Here is an 18546-nt window from a genome sequence, read left to right on the forward strand (position 1 = left end):
GAACCCCGGCAGCCGATGGGATCGGTTCGGGGGAAGAATGGCGAAAGGACAGAGTGAATGACGCAGGGCGACGAGACAGATATGGCCGGGTGGCTGCACAGCGTGTTGGGTGTGGAGCGGGTCGAGGATAATTATTTCCTTGGCATTGCGACGCCTGAGGGGCAGGGGCGGTCTTTTGGCGGTCAGGTGATCGGGCAGGCGTTGATGTCGGCGATCCGGACCGTGGGCGAGGATCGGCCGGTGCATTCGCTGCACGGCTATTTCATGCGCCCCGGCGATGCGACACAGCCCGTGCTGTATCAGGTCGAGCGCGACCGAGACGGGCGCAGCTTTGCCACCCGGCGGGTGGTGGCGGTTCAGGCGGGCAAGCCGATCCTGAACCTTGCGGCGTCGTTCCATGGGAAAGAGTCAGGGTTCCATCATCAGGACAAGATGCCCGACGTGCCAATGCCCGAGGATCTGGAAAGCGAGCAACAGATTGCCGCAGGGATGCGGGACCAGTTGCCCGAAGTGTTTTTGAACTGGCTGGACACGCCGCGCCCGATCGAAATGCGCCCGGTTCAACTGCGCCCGCCTTTTGTGCGCGAGGCACAGGAGCCAAACCAGAATATCTGGATCCGGGCACGGGGCGCATTTGGGGATGACCCGGCGATGCACCGGGCGGCGTTGGCCTATACCTCGGATTTCGGGCTGCTGAGCACCTGTATGTTGATGTATGGCAAGACCTTTCTTGACCGGGACATGCAGTTCGCCAGCCTGGATCACGCGCTGTGGTTCCATGATGATTTCCGCATGGACGAATGGCTTTTGTATTCGATGGACAGCCCTTGGGCCGGTGGCGCGCGCGGGTTCAACCGCGGGCAGCTGTTTACGCGCGATGGGCGCCTTGTGGCGAGCGTGGCGCAAGAGGGGCTGGTGCGCCACTACGACACCAAAGGCTGAGCTGATTTGTGCGGTGGCCTGTGGCGGTTGTCGCAGGCTGTTGCCCTGCCGCGCGCCAGCGACCAGCGCCACAATTCCATCCGAGGTGAACATCAGCGGCGGCAGGTCATAGCCGTCGCGCATCAGGTATCCGACGCCGGCTTCGCCTTCGATCGGCACGCCCGCGCCGATCAGGTCAGCCACGTCGCGGTAAATCGTCTGCGGGGTGACCTCGAGCTTGTCTGCCAGCTGTGCCGCCATCAGCAGCCGACCGCCCCTGAGATATTGAACGATCTGAAGCAGGCGGTCGGCGCGGCGCATGGGCTATCCTTTGGGCCGGTAGAACCCGGTTGTCTTCCCGTCCGGGTCGCTGGCGTAAAAAAATGTGCCCGAAGGGATGGTCATGTCGTCGTCCGAGGCGGTGCTGCCAGCGGCGATCACGCGTTTGCGGACCTCGGCCAGTGTATCGGGGATGGCCAAGTGGATGATGTTGCCGGTGCCGGGGGCGGCGTGTGTGCCTTCGACCAGGTTTCCGGCGACGCCGGATTGTTCGGCGGCGGGGAATACGGCCATGGGCGTGGGGCCCATATCCGTGGTGATACGCATGCCGTTTTGCAGCACGGTGCCATAGAAGGCGGTGGCTTTGACAAGGTCGGACATGCGAATCTCGGTCCAGACAACCGGGTCTTTGGGGGCGAAGGTCATTTTGGTCTCCATCAGGTGAGTTGCAGTTGAGCCAATATGGCACAGGGATGCTGAGAGCCTTCTGTCAGTACTGCTCAGGATTTTGCGCGTGATCGCCCCCGTGTTGGTCAGGCTTCGGGGGTGGTGTAACGCGTTTTGTCATTTTTCTGAGCGGTCCGTGCGCCAAGATCGAAGAACGAGCCGACACTGACCGCTCGACATCCAGTGAAATACGGGCTTGAATGCGCGTGTTTACTGACGTTGATTCAAGTTTGGTAAAGCCGCCAAATAGGGTGGAGTATTAGTGCGTCTGTTTTGCGAGAATATTTTATCTTTTCAAACAGGAGGTCCAAATGGTCTCAAGCTATTCCAGAACGCGGGAACGCAATCAGAATTTGTTCGCAGCGTGGGAGAAATTGGATCCTAAGGTATTCGATACGCTGAATGTTTCTCTGGAGGCGACCAAGGCCGCACAAACCGGTCTGCAAGGCTATATCGTGCTGCCGGGGATGCCGGATTACAACGAAGACCGTAAGATTTTTAACCCGATTTTTGACAGCTATCCGGTCATGATTATCTATTGCGAGGTCGAAAGCGATGTGGCGATCGCGCTGGACTATGCAACCACTTGCGGGCTGCTGTTCTGTTTGCGTTCGGGGGGGCATTGCACGGCGGGATTCTCGACCGGGCCGGGTGTTCTGATCGATGTGAAATCGCTGGATTCGGTGCATATTGATCCGCTTGTCAAAACCGCAACGGTTGGTTGCGGTGTGGATTTTGGCAGCTTCAACAAGACCCTGAACCAATACGGCCTGCATGTGCCGGGCGGCGAATGCCCGGACGTTTGCATCGGCGGCTATGTGCAGGGTGGTGGGTACGGCTTTACCTCGGTCAAATACGGGATGAACTGCGACAATGTCCTGAGCATGCGGGTCATGCTGGCGGATGGGTCTATCGTGACGGCGAGCAAGCAGCAGAACGTCGACCTGATGTGGGCCATGCTGGGCGGAACGGGCGGCAACTTTGGTGTGCTTTTAAGCGTGACCTATCAGTTGCACGATCTGGACACGGCTTACGGCTGGGCGTTGATCTGGAAGCTGGACACGCCTGACGATATCCAGAAAGCCGCAGATGCGATGATGCTGTTGCAGTCCGATTACATGCTGTCGGGGAACTGCGATCCGAATATGACGATTCAGGTGTCGCTGTGTTTCCAAAGTCAGATCTATGTGGACCAGCCGCCGCCCCCCAACACGCCGTTGACGCCGTTTTTCATGGTGCGGGGTCTGTATGTTGGATCGTCCGAGGATGGCGCCCAAGCGATTGCCCCATTGCAGGCCCTGCCGGGCTGTATCACCCAGTGGACCAAAACGGCGCGCTATATCGTGCTGAATGACGAGCTGCTGAACGTGCCGCAATCGATGCCGATGCTGGACCAGATCCCCTTCGAGGATAAGGCATCGCGCTATGTGGAGGCGATGCTGACAAATGCCGATTGGTATGAGTTGATTGCATATTTCACACTCGCGCCGGTGAACATGGCTTACATGTATCTTGAATTCTACGGTGGAGCGATCAACAGCGTGCCGACGTATGACACCGCCTTTGTTCACCGCAATGCGGCCTATGATGCGGTGATGGATGTTTATTGGGTCGATTCTGACGATCAAGCCAAATGCGAGGCTTTCCTTGATGGCTGGAAGGCCTTGATGGAGCCGCATTGGAATGGCGAGATTTATCAAAACTACGCCAGCCTCAGCGCGCCGGACTATACGGTGAACTATTGGGGTGGGGCAGTGCCGTTTCTCAGCTTGATCAAGACCAAGTACGATCCGAACAACGTGTTCACCTTCGCGCAGCAGGTGCCGCAGGTGAGTGTTTTGGGGGATGCCGCCCCGGACCTGAGCGATTTTCCCGAGCATCTGGTCAAGGCCGCACGCGGCGACATCAACTTTGCCGGTGGCGTTATGGGGGCGAATGCCTCTCTTTTGGCGTCCAAGTCAGCGGATTGAAATGAGTAACGACAAGCCATTTGAATTGGACGTTTGGCTTGCCGGGATAGGAATGTCCAAATATCTTAATGTCTTCACCCAGAATGACATCGACATGGAGGTGCTTGGTACGCTGACCTCGGACGACCTGCGCGAGATGGGGGTGGCTTCCATCGGGCACAGGCGCCGTATTTTGAGTGCTGCCGCAGAGGCGGGGGCCGTTTCAGACCCCGCCGCCAACAAGCCGGCAGAGCGGCGCGATCTGACCGTCATGTTTTGCGATCTGGTGGGGTCCACCGCGCTGTCAGTTGGGGCAGACCCGGAAGATTACCGGCACTATATTTCACGCTACCGCGAAGAAATTGCCGCGGCGATTGCCCCGTTCAACGGGCATATCGCGCAGTTTGTCGGCGATGGTATCTTTGTCTATTTCGGCTATCCCCGTGCCACCGAACACGATGCCGAAAACGCGGTGTCTGCGGGGCTTGCTGTTGTGCAGCATGTTCGCAATATGGCCTCGTTTCCCGGCAGTCAGCCGCAGGTCAGGATCGCAATTGCCACGGGGCTGACGGTTGTGACGATCGCGGACAAGCAGGGTATCATTGTCGGGGACACGATCATTGGCGAGACGCCAAATCTTGCCGCGCGCCTTCAGGCGCTTGCCAAGGTGAATACGGTTCTGTTGTCGCCTTCGACCCGCAGGCTTGTCGGCAGTCTGTTCCAGTGTACCGATCTCGGGCGGCATACGCTCAAGGGGTTCGAGAAGACGGTAAGAGTTTGGCAGGTCGAGGGGTATAACACCGAGGCGAGCCGTTTTGAGGCGTTGCATACGGTGTCGCGCAGCAGCACCTATTTCGGACGCGACGCCGAAGTGGCCGCGCTGCTTGAGATCTATGACCGATCAGCATGCGGCGCAGCGCAGTATGTTCTGATCGAGGGCGAGGCAGGTTTCGGCAAATCGCGGCTTGCGCGGCATGTGTTGGGGGCCAGGCCGCACCGCGAACACGAACGGCCAGTGCTGCAATGCTCGCCAAAAAACATCAGTTCGCCCTATCACGTGATCCGCGCTTTCGTGCAGCGATGCAGCGGCATCACCCCAAAGGACGACAACTCGAAGATTCTTCTGCGGCTGGCCAATCTTCTGAATGACCACGGCCTGTTTTCAAAAATAAACGTGGCTCTCATTGCTGAATTTGTTCGGTGTTCCGAGGCAGATTTATCGGTGCTCAGCGGTATCAGCTCGCAAGATCAGCGGAGCCGCCTGATGGCTTTGCTGGGCGGGCTGATCGAGGGGGTCGCGAAGCAGACCGATGCAATCATCATTGAAGATATTCAATGGATTGACCCTTCGTCTTCGGAATTGCTGAAGGGCATTCTGCCTCGGCTGGCGGATTTTTCGATCATCGTGTTCTTCACGATGCGGACCAACAACTTTCCGGATTGGCTCTGCCGGGATCAAACCACGATGTTGCAGCTCAAGCCGCTGCCCGATCAGGCCATTCGCGGGCTTATTCAAAATGTTGCTGGCAAGGTCCGGCTTTCGGAAGAGGTCATTGATGGTATTGCGGCACGCTGCAACGGCATCCCGATTTATGCCGAAGAGCTGACCTATAGTGTGATCAACAACGAAGACCGCGCAAATGTTGGCGATGATGCACTTGGCAGGATTCCCGCAACGTTGGCGGAATCCCTGAATGCGCGCATCGACCGTTTGGAAAAAGGCCGCGAACTGGCCTTGGTGGGGGCGGTTATCGGGTTTGAATTTCCGATTGATCTGCTGATTGCCGTGTCTGGCTTGCCCAAGGAAAAGGCGCAGGAGGGCATCAAGGAGCTGCTGGAAACGAATGTTCTGCAGCTTGGCCAGAGTGCCTTTGGCGAGGCGGTTTCGTTCCGGCACATGCTGTTGCGCGAGACCGGTTATCAGCTTCTGTTGCGCAAAACCCGGAAAGATCTGCATGCCCGTGTCGCACGGGTGATCAAGCAGGACTTCCCAAGGATCGCTGAGTTCGCACCCCATATTTCCGCCTTCCACTTGGAAAATAGCGGTGATGCGCTGAATGCTGCGGTTGAATACCATGTTGCGGGTGAACAGGCGGCGAAACGGTCCGCCTATGCCGAAGCGATTACGTATTTTTCAAAGGCAATCAAGGTCAATGCGGACTGCGAAGAATGCGACGACCGAGACCGTCGCGAGCTGTCTTTCCGACTTAGCCTTACCAGCGCGATGATTGCGGCGCGCGGTTTCACCGCAGACAGCGTTTCGCAAGAAATGGAACGAGCGCAGGCGCTTAGCGACAAGTTTGGGGAGCGTGCCGGGCTTATCCCGGCCCTCGTCACCAAGTGGATTGTTCTGGGGGCCAGCGGCAATTCGATTGCGTCGCATCAACTGGCGCTTCGCATTCATGACCTTGCCCAAGGCGGGGACGAAGTGGACCGGCTGTTTGCGCACCGTGTATTGGGGACGTCGCACTTGTTTGTGGGCAACTTCGAAGCGGCTGCGGATGAGCTGTTTCAATTCCTGAAGAAATACGATCGAGAGAGCCATGAGGAACGGCTGAGCACCGTTGGCCCGTCCAATCACGCGACCATGTCGATGGTGGGGCTGGCGCAGATCCACACGCTTTATGGCGATCCAGAGGCCGCCGCAGCTTGGCGTGACAAAGCCTTGCGCGCGGCCGAGTTGGGCACGGCACATGACATGTGCAATTCGACTGTGTTCTCGGGTTGCTTCTTGGCGGCGCTGTCGGGGCAAATCGACAAGCTCGAAGAATACACAGAGAAATTGCGCAGCCTGTCCGAAGCGCATGATCTGTTGATCTGGCGGGATTACACCGCGCTGTTTTCGGGGTTGGTAAAGATCGGGAAAGGCGATGTGCAACAGGGCTTTGCACAGGCGCGGCAAGGGTTGGATGGGCTGAAGGCCGCAAGCACATTCACGAGCGGCTGGTTTGTGCTCTACGCCTCTGCCTGCGTCGATTCGGGGCGCTTTGAGGAGGCTTCCGAAGTGCTGTCTTTGTCGATTTCTGATCACGAGGGTTACAGATGGATGTCCGCCGAGCTGAAGCGACTTAACGCGCGGGTTGCTTTTGCGACCGGGGTGCCGCCGCCGGTGGTGCGTGCAGAGCTTGAAGCGGCCTTGATGTTGGCCGAATCACAGGCGGCAAGGCTGTTTCGGGATCGTATCCAGGCGGATTTGGCGACACTTTCTGACGTGGAGGCACGCGAAGACCTGCCGCCCCGAAGGTCGCGTCAGGCATCGTTTGTTTCGTCCGCAGACAAAAAATTTAAAATGAATTGACGCGGTCTCCGAAGAGACCGCGCCCCACTCACGGTAAAATTGGGGAACCGAATAATCGCTACACCACTTCTCTAAATCGGCGAGAAGCGAACGGCCCAATCAAAATACTCAGTCTAGACCGTATGAACACACTGCCAGTTTTGTGCAGACAGCGCTGTGACGTCCGTCACATGCCCATTGTAAAAATTAGGATTTCTGATCTTTTTGAGCACAAGACGACCGGGAATCGATGTCGTAGCATCAAAACTTGAGGTGCGGGATTGGCCGCGCTTTTCAGATCTGCGCGAGGCTTTCCAGCGCCTCGATGTTTTTCAGTGTGATGCCTGAATTCGTTATCTCAACCAGCTTGTCTGCGCTCCACGCTTTGAGCTGTCGGTTGACGTTTTCGCGCGCGAGGCCCGAAAATTCGCCCAGATCCGACTGCGAAAACGAACCTGCAATACAAACGGTTCCGTCTGGGGATCGCACGCCCCACTTGGCACCCAGCCGCAATAGGCACCGTGCCAGTCGCACCTGGGCATTGGTCTGCGACTGAACGGAAAACATCTCTGACGCGTTGCGCACTTTTTCGCAGAGCTCGCGTATCAGGCCAAATACTGCCTCGGGCTGGTCCATGAGAAAGGCAAAAAGCTCGCGTCGGTGTAGCGACAGGCCAGTGACGTCGGTTGCGGCTGTCACATCGGCGCTGCGCAGGCCGCCGTCCAGAATCGCGATTTCGCCCAGTACTTCGCCCGGACCCATATGATTCAGGACCGACTTGCGTCCCGACTGCGAGGTGATCGAAATTTCCAACCGCCCGCTGTCGACCATCAGAAGGGTATCGCCCGGATCGCCCGCGTAAAATATCTGTTGTCCCGCAGCAAAACGTACCGGCTGCGCCAAACCGCGTAGTTTCTGCCGGTCTTCCGCGCTCAAGGTGGCAAGGAGAACGCTTTTTTCTTTGATGGTCATCCCCATGTGCCTCCGCGGCACGCAATGCTGGTCATATTTGCATGATAAGCCAAGTCATCGGTCGAGGCTAGCTGTTGCGGATGGGGCAGATCAGCAGGACCTTACGGCAACTGAACGGTCTGTTGCATAAAGTCGGAGCAGACACCGGGCGCGCGCCAATTGATTGCTCAAATGCGCTGCAAATTTCATCGTGGCCTTGGGGCTAGGGGGCGGGTCATATTTGTGAAAATATCGACCGGAACGAAACCAATCCCTGATCAGAGAGTGATGGTGCCCAGGAGAGGACTCGAACCTCCACGTCCTTGCGAACACTAGCACCTGAAGCTAGCGCGTCTACCATTCCGCCACCTGGGCAGGTGTCGTGAGGGGCGATGTATCTGTGCCGTTCAGTGGTGTCAACGGAGATTTTCGGGTTTTTTCGTGCGACGCCATATCTCCTTGTCGAACGGGGCGTAGGGGGCTAGGAACAGAGAGGATTTTCATAGCCGGAGTCATTCCCATGTCGAAACTCGTGACCATCTATGGCGGGTCGGGCTTTGTTGGCCGCTATATTGCGCGGCGCCTGGCAAAAGACGGCTGGCGCGTGCGCGTGGCTGTGCGCCGCCCGAACGAGGCGATGCATGTGAAGCCATACGGTGTGCCCGGTCAGGTCGAGCCGGTTCAATGCAACATTCGCGATGACGCAAGCGTGCGCGCGGTGATGCAGGGGGCGGATGCGGTGGTGAACTGCGTCGGTATCCTGAACGAGCGCGGCAAGAACCGCTTTGACGCGGTTCAGCACGAAGGTGCAGAGCGGATCGCACGGATTGCGGCCGAAACCGGTGTGGCGCGGATGGTGCATGTATCGGCCATCGGCGCGGATGCCGAGGCGGACAGTGATTATGCACGGACCAAGGCGCTGGGAGAGGCGGCAGTGCTGGAGCATATGCCAAATGCCGTGATCTTGCGGCCGTCGGTGATTTTCGGGGCCGAGGATCAGTTTTTCAACCGGTTCGCCAGCATGTCACGCATGGGGCCGATCCTGAATGTGGTCGGGGCCGAAACGCGGTTTCAACCGGTTTACGTCGATGACGTGGCGCAGGCGGCTGTGCTGGCGGTCGATGGTGTGGCTGGCGCGGGTGTGTACGAGTTGGGCGGACCCGAAGTGGCGACATTCCGCGAGTTGATGGTCGATATGCTGTCGGTTATTCGGCGTCGCAAGCTGATCGTGAACCTGCCGTTCTGGTTGGCGCGGATCATGGCGTTTGGATTGGACATGGTGCAGAAATTCACCGGTGGGCTGATCGGAAATGGCGTGCTGACGCGTGATCAGGTGAAGAACCTGAGGCACGACAATGTGGTGTCCGAGGGGGCCATGGGCTTTGCCGATCTGGGGATCAAGCCGGTGCCGCTGGAGGCAGTTCTGCCGGACTACCTGTGGCGGTTCCGCCCATCGGGGCAATACACGGCGATCAAGGAATCGGCCAAGAACCTGCGCATTCAGTAAACGCGGTTCTTGATGACATTTGGAAGGCGGGCCGGGTGCCCGCCTTTTTTCATGCGTAGGCGATCCAGAGCAGGATCAGGCCCAGAATCACCCGGTAGATCACATAGGGTGTAAAGCTGACGCTGCGCAGAAGGCGCATCATCAGGCTGAGCGCCAGCAGCGCCGACAGGAACGATAGCACGGCGACGATCGCGCCGTCACGTGCGGCGGCGGCGTTGGCGGTCGCGGCGACCTCGGCCCCCAGCAGCAGGCCGCTGGCCAGAATGGTCGGGATCGACATCAGCATCGAGATTTTCGCGGCATCATGGCGGGCATAGCCCAGTCCGCGCGCGGCGGTGATGGTGATGCCCGAACGTGAGGTGCCGGGGATCAACGCCACGGCCTGCCACAGGCCCATGATGATGGCGTCTTTTAGCGACCAGTCCTGATCCGTTTTGGTCACCGGGCCACGTTGATCGGCGAAATAGAGTACAATGCCGAAAATCAGCATGGTCCAGCCAATGACGGCAATGCCGCGCATCGCCTCGTCCAGTCCGGTGAGGTTCAGAACCAGCCCGACGATCACCACCGGCACGGTGGCCACGGCCAGCAGGAAGGCTAGCTTTGATCCGGGGGTGTCGATGCGCCCGCTGACCATGCGCGGAACGCCAGCCAAGCCCAGCCGCACATCTGCCCAGAAGAACGCCACGACAGCGGCGAGTGTGCCCACATGGGCGGCTACGTCCACAACTTGCCCCTGGTCCTGCATTCCCGACAGATTCGGCAAAAGAATCAGGTGACCTGAGGAAGAAATGGGAAGAAACTCGGTAATACCCTGAATAACGGCAATAATCAGCAGGTGAAGCAGCGGCATGAGATTGTCCGGTAATTGTTCGCTGACGTTTGTATAAACTGCTGAGATTAAAAAGAAAGATTTCAATAAGGACCGTATCGGACCCAAAATCACACCTTTTGATCGGGCGCGGGCCGATTTTGCGGCAAAAATTGTGATAATAGGTAACTCATTCTGACTTTTATTTGAATTCGACCTGCCGTAAAGAGGCGCGACTTGATTTTTCTCAGAAAGGCAGCGCTGTGGCCAAGCAACCGATGCTGAAATTCGTGACTGTGGAACGGGACATGCCGGAAAAGCGTGTGCCCAACCTACGCAATAAAGATTTCCATGAGATCTATGCGGAGTACGCTGATACCAAGGCCAAGGAGCAGGCCAGCCGGTGCAGCCAATGCGGCGTGCCCTATTGTCAGTCGCATTGCCCGCTGCACAACAACATCCCCGACTGGTTGAACATGACCGCGACGGGGCGGTTGGAAGAGGCGTATCAGATCAGCCAGGCGACCAATACGTTCCCAGAGATCTGTGGCCGTATCTGCCCGCAGGATCGGCTGTGCGAAGGCAACTGCGTGATCGAGCAGTCGGGCCACGGCACCGTGACCATCGGCGCGGTCGAAAAATACATCACCGATACCGCGTGGGAAAACGGCTGGGTCAAGCCGATCATACCAAGCATGGAGCGCGATCAGTCGGTGGGCATCATCGGGGCAGGCCCCGGCGGGCTGGCGGCGGCGGATGTGCTGCGCCGGGCCGGTGTGCAGGTGACGGTATACGACCGCTACGACCGCGCGGGCGGGTTGATGACCTATGGCATCCCCGGTTTCAAGCTGGAGAAAGACGTGGTGATGCGGCGGATTGATCAGCTTCAGCAGTCGGGTGTGGAGTTCGTTCTGAACTGTACCGTCGGCGAGGATCTGAGCTTTGATGCGATCCGTGGAAAACACGATGCTGTGGTTATCGCCACGGGTGTCTACAAGACTCGCGATCTGGAAGGCCCCGGTTCCGATGCTGACGGCATCGTGCGGGCGATTGATTATCTGACGGTGTCCAACAAGCTGAACTTCGGTGACGAGGTGCCGGAATACGAAGACGGGTCGCTGAATGCCGCGGGCAAGCGGGTGGTCGTGATCGGCGGCGGCGACACGGCGATGGACTGTGTTCGGACCGCGATCCGGCAGGGCGCCGAAAGCGTCAAATGCCTGTATCGTCGGGACCGCGCCAACATGCCGGGGTCGCAGCGCGAAGTGCAGAACGCCGAAGAAGAAGGCGTTGTGTTCGAGTGGTTGAGCGCGCCCAAAGGCTTCATGGGGACGCCGGTGGACGGGGTTGTCGTGCAGAAAATGCGGCTTGGGGCACCGGATGCCTCGGGGCGGCAATCACCTGAAATCATTGATGGCGCGGATTATCTGGAGCCTGCCGAGCTGGTGATCAAGGCGCTGGGGTTCGAGCCGGAAGACCTGCCGAAGCTTTGGGGCGTTGACGGTCTGGAAGTGACCCGTTGGGGCACCGTCCGGGCCGAGTTCACAAGCGGCAAAACCTCGCTTGAGGGGGTGTATGCGGTGGGTGATATCGTGCGCGGCGCGAGCCTTGTGGTTTGGGCCATCAAGGACGGGCGCGACAGTGCCGAGGCGGTTCTGGAATATCTGAACGAGACCCGCGCGGTGGCCGCCGAGTAAGCCATTTTCGGTGTGTGATAGGCGTGCACCATGTGTGCACCGCCTGTGCACCGGCGGGTGAGACGGCAAAAGAGCGATGGGGCATAGGGTCTGACCCATCAGGTGAAGAGAGGGTTAACGCGATGAGTGTGAAAACGGGGCAATGCATGTGCGGTGCGGTGCAGCTGACCGCGCGCAACGTGCCGACCACATTCGGCCAATGCCTGTGCGACATGTGCAAACGCTGGACCGGCTCTTTCTTCATGGGGGTGAGCGTGGCGCCGGAGGATCTGGAGATCACCGGGACCGATGCGATCACCACGATCCAAAGCTCGGACTGGGCCGAGAGGGCATTTTGCAACAAGTGCGGGTCCAGCCTGTGGTATCATGTGACTGAAGGGCCTTATGCGGCGAAGCTCAGCCTTGGGGTTGGGGTGCTGAACGAGACCGATGATATGGTGCCGGTGCGCGAGTTCTATTCGGACAGACGCACATGTGCCTATCAGCCGAATAACGACATAGAAAAATTTACAGAGGCTCAGGTGCGGGCAATGTTTGCCGCCCCCGACGCCCCAACCGACACGAAGGGTTAAAATCATGACAACATATGATGCAAACTGGGTTGCGGCCGAAGAAGCCAAGCGTCAGTGGATGGCCGAGAATGGCCTGTATTCCGAAGCCGAGGAGCATTCCTCGTGCGGGGTTGGGTTGGTGGTGTCGTTGAACGGCAAGCCCAGCCGCAAAGTCGTGGAAAGCGGGATTACCGCGCTGAAGGCGATCTGGCATCGCGGTGCGGTGGATGCCGACGGCAAGACCGGCGATGGCGCGGGTATTCACGTGCAAATCCCGGTGCCGTTCTTTTACGATCAGATCCGTCGCACCGGCCACGAGCCGCGCAAGGATACGCTGATGGCGGTGGGGCAGGTGTTCTTGCCGCGCACGAATTTTGGCGCGCAGGAGACCTGCCGGACGATCGTGGAAACCGAAGTGCTGCGGATGGGGCATCATATCTATGGCTGGCGCCATGTGCCGGTGGATATCACCTGTCTGGGCGAGAAGGCCAACGCGACGCGGCCCGAGATCGAGCAGATCCTGATTTCGAACGCCAAGGACATTGACGAAGAGGCATTCGAGCGCGAGCTGTATGTGATCCGTCGCCGGATCGAGAAGGCGGCCAATGCCGCCGGGGTGCGCGATCTGTATCTGTGTTCGCTGTCGTGCCGGTCGATCATCTACAAGGGCATGATGTTGGCCGAGCAGGTGGCGGTGTTCTATCCCGACCTGATGGATGAGCGGTTCGAGAGCGCGTTTGCGATTTATCACCAGCGGTATTCGACGAACACCTTCCCGCAGTGGTGGTTGGCGCAGCCGTTCCGCATGTTGGCGCATAACGGCGAGATCAACACGCTGAAGGGCAACGTCAACTGGATGAAGAGCCACGAGATCCGCATGGCGTCATCGACGTTTGGCGATCTGGCCGAGGACATCAAGCCGATCATTCAGCCGGGCAGTTCGGATTCGGCGGCGCTGGATTCGGTGTTCGAGGTGTTGGTGCGGGCCGGGCGGTCAGCGCCGATGGCGAAAACCATGCTGGTGCCGGAATCGTGGAGCAAGCAGGCGGTCGAGCTGCCGCAGTCGTGGCGCGACATGTATTCCTATTGCAACTCGGTGATGGAGCCATGGGACGGCCCGGCGGCGTTGGCGATGACCGACGGGCGTTGGGTGTGTGCCGGGCTGGACCGCAACGGTCTGCGGCCGATGCGCTATGTCGTGACGGGCGAGGGATTGCTGATTGCGGGCTCTGAGGCCGGAATGGTGCCGGTGAACGAGACCAACGTGAAGGAAAAGGGCGCGTTGGGGCCGGGTCAGATGCTGGCGGTGGACATGAAAAAGGGTCTGCTGTTCCACGACACCGAGATCAAGGACAAGCTGGCGGCGGCGCTGCCGTTTGGCGAGTGGGTCGGCAAGATCAACGAGCTGGACGGTGCGCTGGCCGGGTTGGTGGAAAAGCCGATGTACACCGGGGCGGAGCTGCGCAAGCGGCAGATCGCGGCCGGGTACACGATGGAGGAGCTGGAGCAGATTCTGGCGCCTATGGCCGAGGATGGCAAAGAGGCGCTCGCCTCGATGGGGGATGACACGCCGGCGGCTGTCTTGTCGTCGAAGTACCGGCCTTTGAGCCATTACTTCCGGCAGAACTTCAGCCAGGTGACGAACCCGCCGATCGACAGCCTGCGTGAATACCGCGTGATGAGCCTGAAGACGCGGTTCGGCAACCTGAAGAACGTGTTGGACGAAAGCAGTGCGCAGACCGAGATTTTGGTGCTGGACAGCCCGTTTGTGGGCAATGCGCAGTGGGACGAGCTGACCCGGCAGTTCAACGCCGATCTGGTCGAGATCGATTGTACCTTCATGGCGGGGGGCGATCAGGAGGCGCTGCATGTCGGGCTGGCGCGGATCCGGGCCGAGGCCGAGGATGCGGTGCGCAGTGGCGCGGGCCATCTGGTGCTGAGCGATCACAGCCAGAACGCCGAGATGATCGGGATGCCGATGATTCTGGCGACCAGCGCGGTGCACAGCCATCTGACACGCAAGGGGCTGCGGACCTTCTGTTCGCTGAACGTGCGGTCGGCGGAATGCATTGATCCGCATTACTTTGCGGTGCTGATCGGCTGTGGCGCGACGGTGGTCAACGCCTATCTGGCCGAGGATTCGCTGTCGGACCGGGTTGAAAAGGGGCTGCTGGATGTCTCTCTGACCGAGGCGGTGCGGCGGTACCGGGATGCGATTGATCAGGGTCTGTTGAAGATTATGGCGAAGATGGGGATCTCGGTGATCTCGTCTTATCGCGGCGGGCTGAACTTCGAGGCGGTGGGGCTGTCCCGCGCCATGTGTGCCGAGTATTTCCCCGGCATGACCAGCCGGATCAGCGGCATCGGGGTACATGGCATTCAGAAGAAAGCCGAAGCGGTGCACGCGCAGGGCTGGCTTGGCGGGCGTGATGTTCTGCCGATTGGCGGGTTCTACAAGGCGCGCAAGTCGGGCGAGACCCATGCATGGGAAGCGCAGTCAATGCATCTGCTGCAAATGGCCTGCAACAAGGCCAGCTTTGAGATGTGGAAGCAGTATTCGGCCAAGATGCAGTCGAATCCGCCGATCCATCTGCGCGACCTGTTGGCGATCAAGCCGCTGGGCGATGCGGTGCCGATCGAGCAGGTGGAATCGATCACCTCGATCCGCAAGCGGTTCGTGACGCCGGGCATGTCTTTGGGCGCGCTTAGCCCCGAGGCGCACAAGACGCTGAACGTGGCGATGAACCGGATTGGCGCGAAGTCGGACAGTGGCGAGGGCGGCGAAGATCCGGCGCATTTCGTGCCCGAGCCGAATGGCGACAACCCCAGTGCCAAGATCAAGCAGGTGGCCTCGGGCCGGTTCGGCGTCACCGCCGAATACCTGAACCAGTGTGAAGAACTGGAGATCAAGGTCGCGCAGGGCGCCAAGCCGGGTGAAGGCGGGCAGCTGCCGGGCATGAAAGTGACCGAGCTGATCGCGCGGTTGCGGCATTCGACGCCGGGGGTGATGCTGATTTCGCCGCCGCCGCACCACGATATCTACTCGATCGAGGATCTGGCGCAGCTGATTTACGATCTGAAACAGATCAACCCGCGCTGCAAGGTGACGGTCAAGTTGGTGGCATCCAGCGGTGTCGGAACGATTGCCGCCGGTGTGGCCAAGGCCAAGGCCGATATCATCCTGATTTCGGGTCACAATGGCGGCACGGGTGCAAGCCCGGCGACCTCGATCAAATATGCGGGTTTGCCGTGGGAAATGGGGCTGACCGAGGCACATCAGGTGTTGTCGATGAACAACCTGCGCGACCGGATCACCCTGCGGACCGATGGCGGATTGCGCACCGGGCGCGACATTGTGATGGCTGCGATGCTGGGGGCCGAGGAATACGGTATCGGCACGGCGGCATTGATCGCGATGGGCTGTATCATGGTGCGTCAGTGCCAGAGCAACACCTGCCCGGTGGGCGTGTGTACCCAGGACGAGGCGCTGCGGGCGAAGTTTACCGGCAATGCGGACAAGGTGGTAAACCTGATCACCTTCTATGCGCAGGAAGTGCGGGAAATTCTGGCCAGCATCGGGGCGACCTCGTTGGATCAGGTGATTGGTCGGGCGGACCTGTTGCATCAGGTCAGCCGGGGCAATGCGCATCTGGACGATCTGGACCTGAACCCGCTGCTGATCACGGTCGATGGCGCGCATGAGATCGTTTACGATCGCAACAAGCCGCGCAACGTGGTGCCCGATACGCTGGACGCGGAAATCGTGCGCGATGCGGCGCGGTTCCTTGAGGATGGCGAGAAGATGCAGCTGAGCTATGCGGTGCAGAACACGCACCGCACGGTGGGCACGCGGACCTCGAGCCATATCGTGCGCAATTTCGGAATGCGCAATGCGTTGCAGCCCAACCATCTGACGGTGAAGCTGACCGGGTCGGCGGGGCAGTCTTTGGGTGCGTTTGCCGCGCCGGGGCTGAAGCTGGAAGTGTCGGGCGATGCCAACGACTATGTTGGCAAAGGTCTGTCGGGGGGCACGATTGTGGTGCGTCCGCCGATGAACAGCCCATTGGTCGCGAGCGAGAACACGATTATCGGCAACACGGTTCTGTATGGCGCCACGGACGGCTTCTTGTTTGCGGCGGGTCGCGCGGGCGAGCGGTTCGCGGTGCGCAACTCGGGCGCGTCGGTGGTGATCGAGGGCTGCGGCAGCAACGGTTGTGAATATATGACCGGTGGTGTGGCGGTGATCCTGGGGTCGATCGGGGCCAACTTTGGTGCCGGGATGACGGGTGGCATGGCCTATCTCTATGACCCCGATGGCAAGGTGGCAGACATGATGAACATGGAAACGCTGGTGACCTGCCCGGTCACGGTGCCCTATTGGGTGCAGCAGCTGGAAGGGTTGATCGAGCGGCATCTGGAAGAGACCGGAAGCCGCAAGGCCGCCGAGATTCTGCAGCACTGGGATCTGGAGCGGGAGAATTTCGTGCAAGTTTGCCCGAAAGAGATGCTGATCCATATTCCACACCCGCTGAGCGTGGAAGCCAAGGCAATGCCCGCCGAATAAGGCAGGCATCCTGAACCAAGACTGAATTGGCCCCGCAGCTTCGTGCTTGCGGGGCTTTTCTTGTGGCGCGTGCCTGCCTATAGCTGGGGCGTGGCACGCAAGACGAAAAAAACACCCCCGCGGAAGAAAAAGACGGTCGTGCCGCCCCCGGTTCGGCCGGTGCGGCGGCTTGTGCGCTGGGCCTTGCGGGGGCTTTTGGCGGTGGTGCTGGCGCTGGCGCTGTGGGTTGGCAGTTACGCGGTGATCAACCCGCCGACGACGTTTTACATCCTGGCCGAGCAACGGCGGCTGGGCGAGTTGGACCGGCAGTGGGTGTCGCTGGATGCGATTGCGCCGGTGATGGCGCGGTCGGTTGTGGCGGCGGAGGATGCGAATTTCTGCGACCACTGGGGGTTCGACATGGCCGCGATTCGGGCGGCGATCAACGAAGGTGGCACCCGTGGCGCGTCGACCCTGACGCAGCAGGTGGTGAAGAACGCGTTTCTTTGGCATGGGCGAAACTGGGTTCGCAAGGCGCTGGAGACCTTGATCACACCGCTGGTGGAGCTGACCTGGTCAAAGCGGCGGATCGTTGAAGTTTATCTGAACGTGGCCGAGTTCGGCGAAGGGATTTTCGGCGTCGAGGCCGCAGCCCGGCGATATTTCGGCGTGGGGCCGGAGGCGCTGAGCCCGGTGCAGGCGGCACGGCTTGCCGCGATCCTGCCGTCGCCCAAGGCGCGTTCGGCGGTTCACCCGGCGGATTATGTCCGACGTCGGGCCGCACGGATCATGGATGGGGCGGCTACGATCCGCGCGGATGGGCGCGCCGGATGTTTCGAGGATTGAAAATCCGTACCGCTCGGGGCATTGAGGGAGACACCCGAAACCCAACATGCAAGATTGAATCATGGCCAAGCTGTTCCACGTCCCGTTGTCTCCGTTCTGTCGCAAGGTGCGGCTGAGCCTTGCCGAGAAGCGGATTGAATGCGAGCTGATCGAGGAGCGGTATTGGGAGCAGGACCCGGATTTCCTGCGTCGGAACCCGGCGGCGAAAGTGCCGGTTCTGCGGCTGGACGACAGGGTCATGTCGGAAAGCGCGGCGATCTGTGAGTATCTGGAGGAGATGTACCCCGAGCCGTCGCTGATGCCGAAGGGCGCCGAGGAGCGCTATGAGGTGCGGCGGCTGGTGAGCTGGTTTGACGACAAGTTTCATCACGAGGTGACCTCGAAGCTGTTGTACGAGCGGGTCAACAAGAAGGTGATGGGGCAGGGATTTCCCGACAGTCGCAACGTCAAGGACGGGGCGAAGCGGATCAAGTATCATTTGGATTACATGGCGTGGTTGCTGGATCAGCGGCGCTGGTTGGCGGGGGATGTGATGACGCTGGCCGATTTTGCGGCGGCGGCGCATCTGTCCTCGTTGGATTATATCAGTGACGTGGATTGGAACCGGTCCGAGGTGGTCAAGGATTGGTATGCCAAGATCAAGTCGCGACCGGCGTTTCGGTCGATTCTGGCGGATCAGGTGCCCGGATTTCTGCCACCGCCGCATTATGCCGATCTGGATTTTTGATCCAGCGCTGGGGGCTCTGCCCCCCGTCGCGCGATGCGCG

The 18546-nt window shown here is 59.7% G+C and carries 12 protein-coding genes, 1 tRNA gene and 1 pseudogene; 9 read left to right on the plus strand and 5 right to left on the minus strand.

Features of this window, described 5'->3' with window-relative positions:
* Positions 1-57: 57 nt before the first annotated feature.
* Positions 58-942 carry an acyl-CoA thioesterase gene (locus BSF79_RS05700; protein WP_090268894.1) on the plus strand — a complete coding sequence of 295 codons (885 nt, stop codon included), beginning with the start codon at positions 58-60 and terminating at the stop codon, positions 940-942.
* Positions 943-990: 48 nt separating this feature from the next.
* Here the strand turns inward: BSF79_RS05700 and BSF79_RS05705 are convergent.
* Together BSF79_RS05705 and BSF79_RS05710 are read right to left on the minus strand one after the other, a co-directional pair.
* Positions 991-1242: pseudogene (locus BSF79_RS05705) on the minus strand (helix-turn-helix transcriptional regulator); the annotation flags it as partial.
* A gap of 3 nt (positions 1243-1245) precedes the next feature.
* Positions 1246-1638 (minus strand): VOC family protein, encoded by a 393-nt coding sequence (locus BSF79_RS05710; protein ID WP_090268895.1) that lies wholly within the window; start codon positions 1636-1638, stop codon positions 1246-1248.
* A gap of 383 nt (positions 1639-2021) precedes the next feature.
* Here BSF79_RS05710 and BSF79_RS05715 point away from each other — a divergent pair, with 383 nt between their 5' ends.
* Together BSF79_RS05715 and BSF79_RS05720 are read left to right on the plus strand one after the other, a co-directional pair.
* On the plus strand, positions 2022-3617 hold the full coding sequence (locus tag BSF79_RS05715) for an FAD-binding oxidoreductase (RefSeq protein WP_175545269.1): 1596 nt from the start codon (positions 2022-2024) through the stop codon (positions 3615-3617).
* A 1-nt stretch (position 3618) separates the two neighbouring features.
* Positions 3619-6894 carry an AAA family ATPase gene (locus tag BSF79_RS05720; RefSeq protein ID WP_281248631.1) on the plus strand — a complete coding sequence of 1092 codons (3276 nt, stop codon included), beginning with the start codon at positions 3619-3621 and terminating at the stop codon, positions 6892-6894.
* A 273-nt stretch (positions 6895-7167) separates the two neighbouring features.
* Here the strand turns inward: BSF79_RS05720 and BSF79_RS05725 are convergent, their stop codons facing one another.
* Positions 7168-7845, minus strand: a complete 678-nt coding sequence (locus BSF79_RS05725) for a Crp/Fnr family transcriptional regulator (RefSeq protein WP_175545271.1) — start codon at positions 7843-7845, stop codon at positions 7168-7170.
* A 268-nt stretch (positions 7846-8113) separates the two neighbouring features.
* Positions 8114-8199: transfer RNA gene (locus tag BSF79_RS05730), tRNA-Leu, on the minus strand.
* A 145-nt stretch (positions 8200-8344) separates the two neighbouring features.
* On the opposite strand from BSF79_RS05730, the gene BSF79_RS05735 reads away from it, so the two are divergent.
* Entirely contained in the window at positions 8345-9331 is a 987-nt protein-coding gene (locus BSF79_RS05735) for a complex I NDUFA9 subunit family protein (protein ID WP_090268899.1), read from the plus strand.
* Positions 9332-9380: 49 nt separating this feature from the next.
* Here the strand turns inward: BSF79_RS05735 and BSF79_RS05740 are convergent, their stop codons facing one another.
* Positions 9381-10184: an undecaprenyl-diphosphate phosphatase gene (locus tag BSF79_RS05740; RefSeq protein WP_090268900.1), complete on the minus strand. Its 804-nt coding sequence runs from the start codon at positions 10182-10184 to the stop codon at positions 9381-9383.
* Positions 10185-10405: 221 nt separating this feature from the next.
* Between BSF79_RS05740 and BSF79_RS05745 the strand changes: the two genes are divergently transcribed.
* The 5 genes from BSF79_RS05745 to fzlA all read left to right on the plus strand — a co-directional run bounded on the left by BSF79_RS05745 (position 10406) and on the right by fzlA (position 18506).
* A complete protein-coding gene (locus tag BSF79_RS05745) occupies positions 10406-11839 on the plus strand; it encodes an NAD(P)-dependent oxidoreductase (protein WP_090268901.1) in 1434 nt (477 codons plus the stop codon).
* A gap of 122 nt (positions 11840-11961) precedes the next feature.
* Complete coding sequence (locus tag BSF79_RS05750) at positions 11962-12411, plus strand: GFA family protein (protein WP_090268902.1); 450 nt, start codon at positions 11962-11964, stop codon at positions 12409-12411.
* Between the two features lie 4 nt (positions 12412-12415).
* Entirely contained in the window at positions 12416-16954 is a 4539-nt protein-coding gene (gltB, locus tag BSF79_RS05755; protein WP_090268903.1) for a glutamate synthase large subunit, read from the plus strand.
* Positions 16955-17092: 138 nt separating this feature from the next.
* A complete protein-coding gene (mtgA, locus tag BSF79_RS05760) occupies positions 17093-17779 on the plus strand; it encodes a monofunctional biosynthetic peptidoglycan transglycosylase (protein ID WP_245776328.1) in 687 nt (228 codons plus the stop codon).
* A gap of 61 nt (positions 17780-17840) precedes the next feature.
* Complete coding sequence (gene fzlA, locus BSF79_RS05765) at positions 17841-18506, plus strand: FtsZ-binding protein FzlA (RefSeq protein ID WP_090268904.1); 666 nt, start codon at positions 17841-17843, stop codon at positions 18504-18506.
* The last annotated feature ends 40 nt before the right edge of the window (positions 18507-18546 follow it).

The organism is Thalassovita taeanensis (genome assembly GCF_900110775.1).
In the GTDB taxonomy this organism is placed as follows: domain Bacteria; phylum Pseudomonadota; class Alphaproteobacteria; order Rhodobacterales; family Rhodobacteraceae; genus Litorimicrobium; species Litorimicrobium taeanense.